Source organism: Nocardia shimofusensis NBRC 100134 (assembly GCF_001613125.1).
Taxonomy (GTDB): domain Bacteria; phylum Actinomycetota; class Actinomycetes; order Mycobacteriales; family Mycobacteriaceae; genus Nocardia; species Nocardia shimofusensis.
Map to the genome: position 1 here is coordinate 32,982 of NZ_BDBT01000019.1, position 14,341 is coordinate 47,322.

General features: G+C 68.6%; 13 protein-coding genes. 2 read left to right on the forward strand and 11 right to left on the reverse strand.

Features of this window, described 5'->3' with window-relative positions:
• Positions 1 to 10: 10 nt before the first annotated feature.
• From NS3_RS18735 to NS3_RS18755, 5 genes are all read right to left on the reverse strand, one after another.
• Entirely contained in the window at positions 11 to 394 is a 384-nt protein-coding gene (locus tag NS3_RS18735) for a hypothetical protein (RefSeq protein ID WP_067861412.1), read from the reverse strand.
• 128 nt (positions 395 to 522) lie between these two features.
• Positions 523 to 2,241: a prolipoprotein diacylglyceryl transferase gene (locus NS3_RS18740; protein WP_157101416.1), complete on the reverse strand. Its 1,719-nt coding sequence runs from the start codon at positions 2,239 to 2,241 to the stop codon at positions 523 to 525.
• Between the two features lie 16 nt (positions 2,242 to 2,257).
• A complete protein-coding gene (locus NS3_RS18745) occupies positions 2,258 to 2,563 on the reverse strand; it encodes a hypothetical protein (protein ID WP_067861415.1) in 306 nt (101 codons plus the stop codon).
• Positions 2,564 to 2,726: 163 nt separating this feature from the next.
• Positions 2,727 to 3,035: a DUF6802 family protein gene (locus NS3_RS18750; RefSeq protein ID WP_067861417.1), complete on the reverse strand. Its 309-nt coding sequence runs from the start codon at positions 3,033 to 3,035 to the stop codon at positions 2,727 to 2,729.
• Between the two features lie 133 nt (positions 3,036 to 3,168).
• On the reverse strand, positions 3,169 to 3,357 hold the full coding sequence (locus tag NS3_RS18755; RefSeq protein WP_067861419.1) for a PspC domain-containing protein: 189 nt from the start codon (positions 3,355 to 3,357) through the stop codon (positions 3,169 to 3,171).
• Between the two features lie 193 nt (positions 3,358 to 3,550).
• On the opposite strand from NS3_RS18755, the gene NS3_RS18760 reads away from it, so the two are divergent.
• Positions 3,551 to 5,191, forward strand: a complete 1,641-nt coding sequence (locus tag NS3_RS18760) for an ABC-F family ATP-binding cassette domain-containing protein (protein WP_067861421.1) — start codon at positions 3,551 to 3,553, stop codon at positions 5,189 to 5,191.
• An 8-nt stretch (positions 5,192 to 5,199) separates the two neighbouring features.
• Here the strand turns inward: NS3_RS18760 and NS3_RS18765 are convergent, their stop codons facing one another.
• The 6 genes from NS3_RS18765 to NS3_RS18790 form a co-directional block, all read right to left on the reverse strand.
• Entirely contained in the window at positions 5,200 to 5,949 is a 750-nt protein-coding gene (locus NS3_RS18765) for a hypothetical protein (RefSeq protein ID WP_157101417.1), read from the reverse strand.
• A 149-nt stretch (positions 5,950 to 6,098) separates the two neighbouring features.
• Positions 6,099 to 7,475, reverse strand: a complete 1,377-nt coding sequence (gene glmM / locus NS3_RS18770; RefSeq protein WP_067861427.1) for a phosphoglucosamine mutase — start codon at positions 7,473 to 7,475, stop codon at positions 6,099 to 6,101.
• Between the two features lie 154 nt (positions 7,476 to 7,629).
• The gene (gene rpsI / locus NS3_RS18775) at positions 7,630 to 8,163 is read right to left on the reverse strand and encodes a 30S ribosomal protein S9 (protein WP_084495729.1); all 534 of its coding nucleotides are present in this window, start codon (positions 8,161 to 8,163) and stop codon (positions 7,630 to 7,632) included.
• Positions 8,160 to 8,603: a 50S ribosomal protein L13 gene (rplM, locus tag NS3_RS18780; RefSeq protein ID WP_067861429.1), complete on the reverse strand. Its 444-nt coding sequence runs from the start codon at positions 8,601 to 8,603 to the stop codon at positions 8,160 to 8,162. The genes rpsI and rplM overlap by 4 nt, the downstream gene beginning before the upstream one ends.
• Before the next feature lie 166 nt (positions 8,604 to 8,769).
• Positions 8,770 to 10,122 (reverse strand): hypothetical protein, encoded by a 1,353-nt coding sequence (locus NS3_RS18785; protein WP_245649688.1) that lies wholly within the window; start codon positions 10,120 to 10,122, stop codon positions 8,770 to 8,772.
• Between the two features lie 79 nt (positions 10,123 to 10,201).
• Positions 10,202 to 12,796 carry an FHA domain-containing protein gene (locus NS3_RS18790; RefSeq protein WP_067861432.1) on the reverse strand — a complete coding sequence of 865 codons (2,595 nt, stop codon included), beginning with the start codon at positions 12,794 to 12,796 and terminating at the stop codon, positions 10,202 to 10,204.
• 108 nt (positions 12,797 to 12,904) lie between these two features.
• On the opposite strand from NS3_RS18790, the gene NS3_RS18795 reads away from it, so the two are divergent.
• A complete protein-coding gene (locus tag NS3_RS18795) occupies positions 12,905 to 14,341 on the forward strand; it encodes a neutral zinc metallopeptidase (RefSeq protein WP_067861433.1) in 1,437 nt (478 codons plus the stop codon).

A 14,341-nucleotide genomic window follows, 5' to 3' on the forward strand; every position in this document is an offset into this window, starting at 1 on the left:
ACGCCAGACATCAGACGAGCCAGCTCTCCCGCCGGTAGTACTCGCCCTCCGGGTCCTCGTCGTCGATCGGCACCACCACATCGCCGGAGCGCCGCGCCGCCGCCGACCGCGCCATCGCCTCGCGGTATTCGCGTAGCTCGGCCGCTTGGCGTTCCCGCTCGGCCCGTTCCTCGACCTCTCTGCGCTCCTGCTCCTCCGCCTCGGCCTGCGCTGCGGCGATCACCTCGCCGTGCTCCTCCCAGAACTCCCGCATCGCCGCGCGCGAACGCTCGGTCAGTATCGCGCTCGTCTCGGCGGTCCGGCGGTTGATCTCGGCCAGATCGTTCTCGATCGCCGCCGCGTCACGCCTGCACTGATCGATGATGCGCTCCATCTCGGCGCCGTAGTCCACCATCGTCGTCCTCCTTCACCGGCCGCGGTCGTTCCGGCGTGGCCGCCGCGTCACTCCCCAGGCACCTCTGTCACCGCGCGCGTCATCGCCACCGCGCGCGTTTTCGTCACCGTGGGCTCGGCGCACCCTCATCACAGCGGGCCTGCCTCGGCCAGCAATGCGCCGGTGTCGCCGACCGGCGGCTGATCCGACAACGGCTCGGCGGGTGCGGGTACTGGCGCCTCGGGTTCGGTCTCGTCCTCGGTGAACTCGGGTGCCGGAATGGGTTGCGGTGTGTACTCGCCGTCCTCCTCCTGCTCGATCGGCGCCGGAGCCGAGGGCACCGAACCCTGCCCTGCGGGCTGCTCCTCGGAGGCCGGAGTCCCCTCCGCGGGTGTCTCCTCCTCGCCCTGGTCTTCGCCTGCGGGCTCGCCGGTTTCCCCCTCGACCGCGGAGATGAGCGGCACACCGTTCTCATCGATCGTCATGCGGTATTCGGTGGTGGTCCCGTCAGGGCTCGTGACGACCATCTTCAGCCCGTCCTCCCCCTGCTCGAAGGTCACCTCTTTGCCCGCGAGATCGAACTCGGCCAGCGGCGTGGACTCCTCGTCGGGCTTGCCGTCGCCGTCCTTGTCCTCGCCGGTTTCCTCGGCCGGATCGTCCTCGGCGCTCGTGAGGTTCTTCAGATTCTCCAACGCTTTGTCGATCTCGGTGTCGATCGTGGTGGTCAGTGAGGTCAGCGCGCTCTGCACGCTCTCGGTCAGCGAGGACAACAGCGGGCTGAGCTGGCCGGCGATCTGACTCAGATTCGTCAAGCCGCTCAACGGGTTCGAGGTGCCGGCCGGATCGGTCGAATCGTCATCATCGTCGGTATCAGTGCTCGTCGGGTTGCTCGAAGGTGTACTCGCTGGAGTCGTCGGCGTATCCGTCGAGGACGGCGTATCGCCGGCCGGCGTGTCGCTCGACGGGTTGCTGCTTCCCGGGTCATCCCCCGTCGGATTGTTCTGTGTGGACGTCCCCTTCGGACGCGGATACGAAGCCGTCTCCAACTTGCCCATCGCATCGGTAATGGCCTTATAGGCGTCGGTGACTCCCCGGTCTGTACCGTCACATGCGTCGGCCAACAGATCTGCCTTCTCCGCATATTCACGCTTGAAAGTGCTGTCCAGCCAGTCCTTGCAGCGCTTTTCGATCAGGTTCGCGTACGGTGTCCCACCTATCACGAGACCGCCCAGAAGACTGTTCGTGGCAGCGTTGAATCCGTCGACAATCCCCTCGTCCATATCAGGAAATATGCGACGGATTTTATTCACCAACGTGTCGTCCCCGAACATGTTGGACAAGCCGACTCCTTCGGCCCCCGCGATGATCGCCTCGACGTCGTCTTTCGACTTGCCGTCCACTCTGGCCTCACCGTTGTCCAGAATACCGGCGACAGCATCGGATTTGAGTTTGACAGCCGCCCGGAGCGCGTCCGGCGCCAGTTCCAGAGCAGAAGCGATACTCTTCGCCACCTCCGCATCGGCGGAGGCCAAGGTGAGCTGAGTGTTGATCTTCTCCAAGGCAGTCGACGCGGCGGCGCCCTGCCACGCCTGGGAGATATTCTGCGAAATCGTCTGCTGAGTGCCGTGCTCATCGGCCATCGTATTCGCTGCCGCCGACACCGCTTCGAAAGCGTCGACCAGTGCGGCTTCGTTCATTCCATTCTGCTCGTAATATCGAGCATGCAGTTCCTGATAGCTCGCAACCGCCACCATGTCAGGGAATGCGCGCATGTACAGAGGCTCGAAGGTCTCGAAGTACACCAGCGTTTTGGAACCGTAGTCGAGCAATCCCGTAATGCTCTGGTCGGCAGGCCCCGAAGCGGTCACCGTTCCACCCCCGTGATCACTGATCGTCCATCTGCTTCGAGCGTTCCTTGTCGACCGTCGAGTACTCGACGGCCCCCGCGCCGATCACATCGGCGGTCGCGCCGGTGGCGATGGACCAGTCCTCGATACGCTTGCGCAGCGCCTCCAACCCGGCCCTGATGTCCTTACCCTGGGCAGAGTATTTGGCTCCGGCGTGCTCCGCCCCGAAGAGGTTGTCGTCGAGTTTCGCGACATGGCCGGCGACCACCTCCCCCGACGACCGCAGTTCGTTGGCCAGCCGTCCGAGCTCGCCGGTGCTCACGCCGAGTGTATTGGTGCTCATCGGCCAGTGCCCCCTCTTCCTCCGTGCGACCGGCCGCTCACGCACGAGAGCGACCGCTCTACTACCTTCGACTACTTCTTTCGACGCAGCGGGCCGAGGTACGGTTCCGACCATTCGTGGCTCGAAACGATCCCGGGTCGGCACTGACGGTGCCGAACCGGGTTCATTCGCCCAGTGTGCCCTGGTCGGTACGAACCCATTCCGAGGTGCCGTCCGGGTGACGGTGGAACTCCCATGAGGCGTAGTCGCCGTCGTTCTCGACCACCGTGACGTGGTCGGCGAGGCCGTCGTGGTCGAAGTCGGTCCACACCTGCATGGCGTCGAGACCGTGCGTGGTCTCGGTGTCGAGCAGACCGTCGCCGTCGATGTCCTGGGTGGGATTGCCGAGTTCGACGGCGCCGAGATCGTCGAGGGCGGTGGAAGTGTCGATTCCGGGCAGTTCCAGACCCCCGAATTCACCGGATGTGACCATGGCTCCTCCTCGAACATCGGCCCCTGCGATGACGCGCCGGCGAGACGGGCGCTGGATTCCTCCATCCTGTCATCTCCGCGCCCGCACGTCAGCCTCGCCCCGGCGACGAACGCCGCCGGGAGATCGGCCGGGATCAGCGCCGGGGAATCACCAGCCACAGCACGAGATACAGCAGGAACTGAGGGCCGGGCAACAGGCAGGACAGCACGAACACCAGGCGCACCGCGTTCGCGCTCCAGCCGAAATAGTCGGCGATGCCGCCGCAGACACCCGCGATCCAGCGATCGTCGGAGCGGGTGAGACGGCGTGTGGGTGCGGTCATCGGAAGATCCTTCCCTCTGAATCGGTATGTCTTCCACTGTCGTCGCGCGGGACGGATCGCGCATCGGTCGACCACCCCATATCGACCCTGATTTCCGCTCCGACGAACTGAGGGGCGAACCCCGACGACCGGGGCGACCGGCCGACGGACACCGAAGCGGGACGACGTGCGTGGACACGGCAGACTGGGCCGGGTGAGTACCACTCTGCACGCGCGCGGCCTGTCCGCCGGACACGGTGAACGAATCCTGTTCGAGGATCTCGACCTGACCCTCGCCCCGGGCGACGTGATCGGTCTGGTCGGGGTCAACGGCGCGGGCAAGTCGACGCTGCTGCGGATGCTCGCCGATCGCGACAGCGCGACCGGGGCCATCACCACCAGCCCGCCGGACGCGACCGTCGGCTACCTCGCGCAGGAGCCCGAGCGCGTGCCGGGCGAGTCGGTACTGGACTTCCTCGGCAGGCGCACCGGGGTCAGCGCGGCGCAGCTGGCGATGGACGCCGCGGCCGAGCGCCTGGCCGAGGGCGGCGACGACGACTACTCGCCCGCGTTGGAGCGCTGGCTGGCGCTGGGCGGCGCGGATCTGGAGCCGCGAGCCGAGGAGGTGGCTGCCGAACTCGGCTTGAGCGACTCGCTCGCCCAGGGACTGGCGACGCCGATGACCGGACTCTCGGGTGGCCAGGCGGCCCGCGCCGGGCTCGCGTCGGTCTTGTTGTCGCGCTATGACATTCTGCTGCTCGACGAGCCGACCAACGATCTGGACCTCGACGGCCTGGCGCGCCTGGAGGATTTCGTGACCGGCGTGCGGGTGCCGCTGGTGGTGATCAGTCACGACCGGGAGTTCCTGGCCCGTACGGTGAACCGGATCGTGGAGCTGGATCTGGCCCAGCAGCAGGTCGGCCTCTACGACGGCGGATACGAGGCGTATCTCGCCGAACGCGAGATCGCCCGGCGCCACGCCAGACAGGCCTACGACGAGTTCGCCGACACCAAGGCCGGGCTGGAGGCCAGGGCGCAGATGCAGCGCAACTGGCTCGAACACGGTGTCCGCAACGCGCGACGCAAGGCGAAGGCGGACTCCGACAAGGCCGGTCGCAAGATGCGCGCCGAGTCGACCGAGAAGCAGGCCGCCAAAGCCCGCCAGACCCAACGCCGGATCGAACGCCTGGACGTGGTCGAGGAGCCGCGCAAGGAGTGGGAGCTGCGGATGCAGATCGCCCCGGCCCCACGCAGCGGCTCGGTGGTCACCACGCTCACCGACGCCGTGGTCACGCGCGGGGATTTCCGGCTGGGACCGGTGAGCACCCAGATCGAGTGGGCCGATCGCATCGTGCTCACCGGTGCCAACGGTGCGGGCAAATCCACGCTGCTCGGACTCCTGCTGGGGCGGATCACCCCCGACAGCGGCACGGCCACGCTCGGTTCCGGCGTGCAGATCGGCGAGGTCGACCAGGCGCGTGGCCTGTTCCGTGGCGCCGAACACCTGGCCGACACATTCGGCGCGCAGATGCCGGACCAGCCCGATGCCGAGATCCGCACACTGCTGGCCAAATTCGGACTGCGCGGCCCGCATGTGATGCGGCCGTGCGACACCCTCTCCCCCGGCGAACGCACTCGCGCGGCGCTGGCACTGTTGCAGGCCAGAGGCGTGAACCTGCTGGTGCTGGACGAGCCGACCAACCACCTCGACCTGCCCGCCATCGAACAACTCGAGCAGGCCGTCGAATCGTTCACCGGCACACTGCTGCTGGTCACCCACGACCGCCGCATGCTCGATTCGGTCCGCGCCACCCGTCGCTGGCACCTGCGCGAGGGCCGGTTGCACGAGGACTGATCTCCGCGTCATCGGGCAGCCCCGGCTACCCGGTCCGCCTCGTCCGGAATCCGGTTCCGGACGCCGTCACCACCGGCGAGACAACGCGTAGGCCGGCGAGCAGCCCGGTCCGGCCGCGCCGGCCGCGCCGGCCGCACGGATGTCGGTGCGGGACCGGCCGTGCCGGTCGGCTCGCCGGAGCGCGCCGGCACCCTCGCAGCGGACGCGATCTCCACCAGTTCGTCCGCCTGTACCCTGCCTCGGCGACCCCGCTGTGTTTCCAGTTGCACGAACAGCGCCGCGGGCGAGATCCCCCTGTCCAACGCGGCTTCCACCACGGCGAGCGCCTCGGGCCTGCTCAGCGTGCGCGCCGCGTCCGCCACCGTGCGCACCAGCCCGGTGGCGGTCGTGCCCTGGACCAGTTCGAGCTCACGCGCATCGGCGGCGTCGGCGTGCACGATCAACCGCGGCGACCTCATCGGCCGGGCGCCGAGCACATGGGTCACCGAGTCGTCGAACACCGGCAGTCCGTGCAATCGCGCCGCCGTACCGTAGGCGGCCACGAGCCCGGGAACGCCGAGACACCATCGAGCCGCCTCCACCCGTAGCCGAGCCGTCGGCGGGGTCGACGCCTCGCGGTAGACCCCGCGGAAGACCTGCACCCAGGCCCCTCGGTCGATGATTTCGCGCATCTCGGCCCTGCTGTACTCGCACAGCACCTGCCAGCCGGTGAACACGCCGAACTGTGAGTCGCGCACCCGCGCCAATCCCGGTCTCATGCGTCGAAGCATGCACCGGCCGGTAACCGGCGCGGCCGGGCCGACCAGCGCGAACACCGAGCCTGTGGACAACTCCGCGATTGTGGGCAACTCGACGGTCGCGGAGATCAGCGGGCGTGGAAACCCAACCGGAGCCGTCGCCGGCGATGTCAGATCGAGGCGACCAGCTTGGCGAGATCCTCAGCCAACCGCTCGGCCTTCACCTGGTCGGTCGCCTCCACCATCACCCGGACCAGTTGCTCGGTCCCGCTGGGCCGCAACAGGACCCGACCGGAGTCGCCGAGTTCACGCTCGGCCTCGAGCACTGCCTCGCGCACCTCCCGTGCCTTCGCGACGGCAGCCTTGTCGCTCACCGGCACGTTCAGCAGAATCTGCGGAACGGTGGTCAGCACACCGGCGAGATCCGCCAGCGAACGCCCGGTCTGCGCCATCCGCGCCATCAGTTTCAGCCCTGTCAACACACCGTCACCGGTGGTGCCGAACTTCGGTAGGACGACGTGTCCGGACTGCTCCCCACCGAGCGTGTAACCGCCCGCGCGCAGGTCCTCGAGGACGTACCGGTCGCCGACGGCGGTGGTACGCAAGGTGATTCCGGCATCGCGCATCGCGATGTGCAGGCCGAGATTGCTCATGACCGTCGCGACCAGGGTGTCTTCGGCCAGCTGACCGGCTTCCTTCATGGCGATGGCCAGCACCGCCAGGATCGCGTCCCCGTCGACCACGGAACCGTCGGCGGCGACCGCCAGGCAGCGGTCGGCATCGCCGTCGTGGGCCAGCCCGAGGTCGGCGCCGTGCTCCACGACCGCGGTGCGCACCTGGTCCAGATGGGTGGAGCCGCAGCCCTCGTTGATATTGAGGCCGTCGGGTTCGGCGTTGATCGCGATGACGGTGGCGCCCGCCTCCCGGTAGGCGGCGGGGCCGACCTCGGCGGCCGCGCCGTTGGCGCAGTCCACCACCACGGTCAACCCGCTCAGATCCTGCCCGGTGGCCTCGACCAGGTGTTCGACGTAGCGCTCGTGGGTGCCTTCGACGCTGTACCGGTCGGGAATGATCACACCGTGGTCGCGGGCACCGGAGGCATTGAGCACCCGGCCGATCCCGGCTCCGGTCGGGCGGAACGGCTCATCGGCGGCGACGAGGGCCTCGATGCGATCCTCGGCGGCGTCGTCGAGCTTGTGCCCGCCCGCGGCGAAGATCTTGATGCCGTTGTCGGGCATCGGATTGTGTGAGGCGGAGATCATCACGCCGAGGCACGCGTCGTACAGGCCGGTGAGGTAGGCGACGGCCGGCGTAGGCAGCACGCCCACCGACAACACGTTCATTCCCGCGGCGGTGAGCCCCGCGGTGACCGCGGCCTCCAGCATCTCCCCGGAAGCCCTCGGGTCCCGGCCGACCAGCGCCAGCGCGCGCGTCCTGCCGCGTCCGAGCACCTGCGCGGCCGCGCCCGAGACACGGAGCGCCAGCTCCGGACTCAGCGATTCGTTGGCCAGCCCGCGCACGCCGTCGGTGCCGAACAATCGTCCCATACCTAGCCCCTATCGCGGTGAACATATGTCGATACAGCACGAGAGCAGGCGACCAGCGATGCTGGCAGCCTGCTCTCGGACTGCTGTCGGTCCGCGACCGTGCCGATGTCCGGTACCACAAGGGGTACCGGACACGGGTCCGCGGACCTGGAGATCAGCGCTTCGAGTACTGAGGCGCCTTACGGGCCTTCTTCAGACCGTACTTCTTACGCTCGGTGGCGCGCGGGTCACGAGTCAGGAAGCCGGCGCGCTTGAGGGCCGGACGGTCGTCCGGGGTGACCTCGATGAGGGCACGCGCGATGGCCAGACGCAGAGCGCCTGCCTGACCCGAGGGGCCGCCGCCGACGAGGCGGGCGTAGATGTCGAAGGACTCGGTCCGCTCGACGGTCACCAGCGGCGACTTGACCAGCTGCTGGTGCACCTTGTTCGGGAAGTAGTCCTCGATGGTGCGGCCGTTGAGCACGAAGTTGCCGGAGCCGGGCACCAGGCGAACGCGCACGACGGCTTCCTTGCGGCGGCCGACGGTCTGCACCGGGCGGTCGATGACGACCGGCGCGGCGTAGCTCTCGGACTCGCCTTCGGCCTCGTAGCCGTAGTCCTCGTCCACGACCTCGACGGCCGCGTCCACGTCCTCGGCGGCCGCGTCCTCGGCCACGAAGTCGTCGTTGAATTCCTCGGGAGCGGTCACTGGGCCACCTGCTTGATCTCGAACGGAACGGGCTGCTGAGCCGCATGCGGATGGTTCGGGCCTGCGTAGACCTTCAGCTTGCCCGCGATGGCGTTACCCAGCTTGTTCTTCGGGATCATGCCCTTGACGGCCTTCTCCACGAGACGCTCGGGACGGGTCTCCAACACCTGACCGACAGTGCGCGACTTGAGGCCGCCCGGATGTCCGGAGTGGTGGTGGATGAGCTTGTCCTGCCGCTTGTTGCCGCTGATGGCAACCTTCTCGGCGTTGATGATGATGACGAAATCGCCACCATCGACGTGCGGGGCGTAGGTCGGCTTGTTCTTGCCGCGCAGCAGATTCGCTGCCTGCACGGCGAGACGGCCGAGCACTACGTCAGTGGCGTCGATGACGTGCCACTGACGGGTCACGTCACCCGCCTTGGGGCTGTACGTAGGCACAGTGCATCCCTGTCTGTCGTCGGTGTTGCCGGCCCAGCGTGTGGTCGAGGTGATCCCGGCGGCCGGTGGAGACCCGGGCCCCGATATGGCCCACACGCCAGCGAGCCACGATACCAGGCGGGTATCGCCGGAGGAGAATCGCCCGCGCTCCGCTCCGAACCGGAGGCTAGATCCGGACCGGTGGACCGGGATCGGTCGCGCCCGGCGGACCCGGAACCACATAGCGCAGCGTGTCCATATTCGGACGACGGCAGTCGGGCACGGTGTCCGAGCCACGCACGGTGGCGATGCCCTGCCGCGACCGGTCACGCTCGGCCCGCGGGGTGTCCACGCAGGAGTGCTGCGCCTGCGTGACGCTCTGCGCCACCGGCCCGGCCCCCGCCGCCGGTCCCAGCTGTCCGGGCGCGGCAACCACCGCCAGCGCCATCACGCCGAGCACGGCGGGCACCCCGAACAGATTGTCCTTCAGCGTCGGGAAGAGCCTGCCCCGGTCCTGGCCGCCGTCCTCGCCGCGCGGGGGCTCCGCACGGGTGACCCGGGTGGTGGGGGCCTCGCTCGGCGCGGGCGCCGACGGGTACCCCGGTCCGTAGGTCATCGCCTGCGTGCCGGGCGCCTGCGACGGACGGGGCGGCGCGGCCGGGTACTGCGGGCCGGGCGTCGCGCCGGACGATTCGACGTCCTCGCTCTCGGTCACCAATAGATGCGTGGCGCCGAGCACCAGCGCGTGCATCGGATGCGCGGCGACGTGCAACCGATGACCCAGATGGTTCTGGAAGGCCAGCCGCAGCGCCTCGTTGAAGCAGGCATTGCCGCTGAGCAGCACTGTCGAGGTGTCCGCGCCGATCGAGCGGGCCGCGGCCATCACCTCGATCACCACATTGTCGGCAGAGCGGGCATCGCGCATGGCGTCGGCGGTGACCGGCACCTCGATCGATTCGGTGGGCTGCTCGTCGTCGCCGTGCACCGCGACCACCAGCATGGTCCGCCCGTCGCAGTACACCCCGGTGGCGCCGATGCCGCGTGGATCGCGGGCGTCCGGCGGCCGGACCAGCCCCAGGGCGCGCACGTACCCCGACAGCGCGACGCTCTCCGGCAGCGGCTCCACCACGACGTCGAGCTTTTCGACGAGGTCGGCGTAGAGCTCGATCTTCTCGTCGGGCCAGCCGTCCGGGAAAGGTAACGCGATCACCTCGGGCTTGCCGCGCAGGAAGGCGCCGATGGCCGCCAGCGGGTTGTACATCCTGGCGTGGAATACCAACTCCGCGGGCCAGGTCGCTCCCGCGACCACGATCTGCGGATAGCCGAGGATGTCGCGCACATCGGAGATGGCCATTCCCAGATCCGGTCTGGTCCGCTCGGCTCCGGCGGTGTGCAACCTGCCCGACGCGTCGGCCAGCAGGTACGCGGGTGGCGTATAGGTGCCCTCCACCTTCACCGGACGGATCGGGGTGCCGCCCCCGCCCGCCGCCACGGACACCACATCCCAGCCGAGATGTACTGCCCCTACTCGCACTGTCACAGGCTCAAGTGTGCACGGTGCGTGCGCGGCGCGCGCGGGATGCCCGCCCACGGCGCGCCGAGCCCGTTCGGCACAGTGCTCATCCGGCCGTCCTCTTCAGCCGGAGGTTGCGCCGGACGATCACCGCGAGCACCACTGTGATGACGACCAGTGCCGCGATATCGATCGCCCACCACTGCACGGTGTGCTGCCACAGCGTGTCCGGCTCGGCTTTGACGAACAACGTCGTCAGATCGACCGTCGAGGCCCCGGACGCGAAACCCCATCGCGCCGGGAACAGCCACGACAGCTGCTCGAGGCCGGGGCGTCCGGCCACCGGGATGAAGCTGCCCATCATCACCAGCTGCACGATGATCGCCAGGATGAGCACCGCCATCATCTGCTCGTTGGATTTCACCAGCGAGGAGATCAGCAGGCCGAGCACCACGCTGGACACCGCGAGCAAGGTGATGTCGAGGAACAATTCGACCGCGCCCGGCGGGATGACCACCCCCTCGCGCGGCCCGTTCTTGCCGACCAGCACGATCGCGAGCATCACCGCGACCTGATAGACCGCGGCCAGGCTGAACACCAGGATCTTGGCCATCAGATACGACGAGGGCGACAATCCCACCGCGCGCTCGCGCACGAAGATGGTCCGCTCGCCGACCAGGTCGCGCACGCTCAACGAGATGCCCATGAAGCAGGCGCCGATCACCAGGAACGACAGCAGTGTCTGCGCCTCGGAACTGATCGCCGGACCGATGCCCTCCGAGGTCTGCACCAGCGGCGGCGGCTGGAAGCCGTTCTTGCCCGGTGCGGTCAGGGTGACCGCACCGACCACGACCGGCAACAGCAGTAGCGTCAGCGAGTACACCCGGTCGGAGGCGATGAGCCGCAACTGCCTGCGCACCAGCGTCGAGAACTGCTTGACCGAACTGGTCTGGGGAGGTGAGCCCGCCGGCCCGTAGCGCGGTGGCGGAGGCGGAGGTGGCGCGAAGGCCTGCCGCGAACGGTAGGCCGCGAACGCCTGGTCGGGGTTGGCGGCCACCTCGGCGAAGATCTCGGCCCAGTCGCTGGTGCCCATGGCCGCGCCCACGCCGGCGGGATGGCCGCAGAAAGCCGTCTTGCCGCCGGGCGCGAGCAGCAGCACCTGATCGCACATGTCCAGGCAGGCGACCGAGTGGGTGACCACGATGACGACGCGGCCCGCGTCGGCGAGCTCACGCAGCATCACCATGACCTGACGGTCCAGCGCGGGGTCGAGGCCGGAGGTCGGCTCGTCGAGGATCAACAGCGAGGGGCCGGTCAGCAGTTCCAGCGCGACCGAGGCGCGCTTGCGCTGACCGCCGGAGAGCTTGTCGACCCGGGTGTCGGCGTGCTCGGTGAGCGAGAGTTCTTTCAGCACACCGTCGATGACCTGCTGACGGTCGGCCTTGGTGGTGTCCGGCGGCAGCCGCAGCTCGGCCGCGTAACCGAGCGCCTGACGCACGGTCAGCTGCCGGTGCAGCACGTCGTCCTGCGGGACCATGCCGATACGCGAACGCAGGGCCTCGTACTCGGCGTGCAGGTTGCGCCCCTCGAAGGTGACCACGCCACCCGAGGGCTGGGTGTTGCCCGCGACCAGTTTCGACAGCGTCGATTTGCCCGCACCCGACGGGCCGATCAGGGCTGTCAGCGTGCCGCGGCCCGCCTGCATGTTCACGTCGACGAGCAGCTGCTTGTTGTTCTCGACGGTGAACCCGACGCCGTGCACGTGCAGGCCCTGCTCGGTGACCGGCTTCTGCCGCAGCACCAGCGTGCCCTGCTGGACGGCGAAGTCGATGTTGCCGATGGTGATGACATCGCCCTCGCGCAGCACCGAGCGCTGCTGGCGGGTGCCGTTGACGAAGGTGCCGTTGGCGGAGCCGAGATCTTCGATGGTGAGGCCCTCGGGGCCCGCGACGAGGCGCGCGTGCTTGCGCGAGGCCAGCGGATCGTTGACGACGATCTGGTTGTCGGTGGTACGCCCGATGGCGAGCCCGCCGGGCGGGAGCCGGTCGGCTCGCGCGATCGCCGCGGTGGAGTTGCGCGCCCGCAGCGGCGGCAGTGCCGAGGTATCGGCCTTGGTGGTCATATTGACGTTGGGCTGCTGCTGCTGGGCCTGCTGCGCCTGTTGAAGAGAGGGCGGAGCGTGCTGCGCCTGCTGCGGCGCGTGCTGGGCCGGAACCTGCGGACGCGCGCCCGGATACTGTCCGGCGACCGGCTGCGGACCCGAGCCGGGGCCCGGCTGCTGCTGGAACGGCGGAGTGGGCGGGCGTTGATAACTCGGCCGTTGCGGCGGTGGCGCCGATCTGCCCTGGTGCGGCATCGGCACGGACGGCGGCTGCGGCCGCGGTGCCGGTGCGCTGGGAAGCAGGTGCAGCAACGGCCCGCTGATCGCGTCACCCAGCCGAACCTGCGTCGGCCGGTCGATCGTGACCGGCTGACTCAGGCGACGGGCGTCGACGAAAACGCCGTTCGTGCTTCCGTTGTCGGTAAGGACCCAGCCGCTCCCCTGCCAGGTCAATGTCGCGTGCACCCGCGACACCAACGGACTGTCGACGAACAGCGTCACTTCCGGGGCACGCCCCAGGGTGATCGGCTGGTTCGAATCGAAGGTCCGTTCCGTTCCATCATGGCGCACGGTGATGGTCTGCGCCCCCGGTAAAGACATGCAGCGGATACTATGCCATCGACCGGACATCGGGAGTGCCCCGGAAGCTCGTCCCACCCTGATCCGGCCCCTGATCCGAACCGCTGAACAGGCCGACGAGGGGGAGCCTTGGCCACACTCCGAGCGACGAGCGTTCTCGCCGTCGTCCTGTGCGCGCTCACCCTGCTCGCCGGGTGCACCAGATACGTCGACGGCCGAGCGGTCTCGGTCTACGACGACCCTTTCAAAGTGGCGGGCCTGCCGACCACCAGCGGTCCGAGCGGACCGCGCGAGGGCGTCGCCGACACCACCCTCACCGCGACCAACGGCGACGGCGGCGAGATCGACACCTTGGCGCTCAATGCCGTCGAGGACATCCAGACCTACTGGCGGGTGGAGTACGGCAAGGCGTTCGGGGGCGAATTCGAGCCGGTCGAGCGGCTGATCTCGTGGAGCGCCAAGCAGCGCTCGCAGGGTCCGGAGTTCTGCAAGGAGTCGACCTACCGCCTGGTGAACGCGGCCTACTGCCGGTTGGACAAGTCGATCGGCTGGGATCGCTCGGTGCTGCTGCCCACCATGGCCGAGACCTTCGGTCAGATGGCCGTGGTCATGGTGCTCGCCCACGAGTACGGCCACGCCATCCAGGACCAGTCCGGCATCGTGGCCACCAAGGATCCGGTCATCGTGAAGGAGCAGCAGGCCGACTGCTTCGCGGGCGCGTTCATCCGTCATGTCGCCGAAGGCAAGTCGGCGCACTTCACCATCAACACCTCCGACGGGCTGAACTCGGTGCTGGCCGCGACGGTCGCCATCCGCGACACCGACCCCGACGACCCCGCCAGCGTGCACGGCTCGGCGTTCGAGCGGGTCACCGCGGTGCAGATCGGCTTCACCGACGGCCCGGTGGCCTGCAAGAGCATCGACATCGACGAGATCAACCAGCGCCGCGGCAACCTGCCTCAGACACTGGGCGGTCACGACGGCGAATACCCGATCGACAAGGACAGCCTGATCGAGCTGAGCAAGGCACTCGCCGCCATCCTGCCGCTGGACGACAGCCCCACCTACGACTACTCCGGTGCCGCCATCGATTGCGCCGACGGGGTCACCACCGCGCCGGTGTCCTACTGCCCGGCCGACAACACCATCGCCACCGACATCCCGCTGCTCGCCGAACGAGGCACCGACGACAGCGATCCCGACGACCCGCTGCCGATGAAGGTGTCCGGGGATTACAACGGCTACGTCGTCTTCATCGCCCGCTACACCCTGGCTGTGCAGAACAGTCACGGCCAGTCGCTCAGCGGCGCCAAGACCGGCCTGCGCGCGGCCTGCCTGGCCGGAGTGGTGACCGGCGAACTGGCCGACCCCGACAGGCAACGCTCCGAGGGCAACATCTCGCTGGCCGCAGGTGACCTGGACGAGGCGGTCTCCGGCCTGCTCACCGACGGTCTGGCGGCCAGCGACGTGCAGGGCAAGACGGTGCCCAGCGGCTTCGCGCGAGTGGACGCCTTCCGCGCAGGGGTGCTCTATGGCGAGAACACCTGCATGTCGCGCTATTCCTGA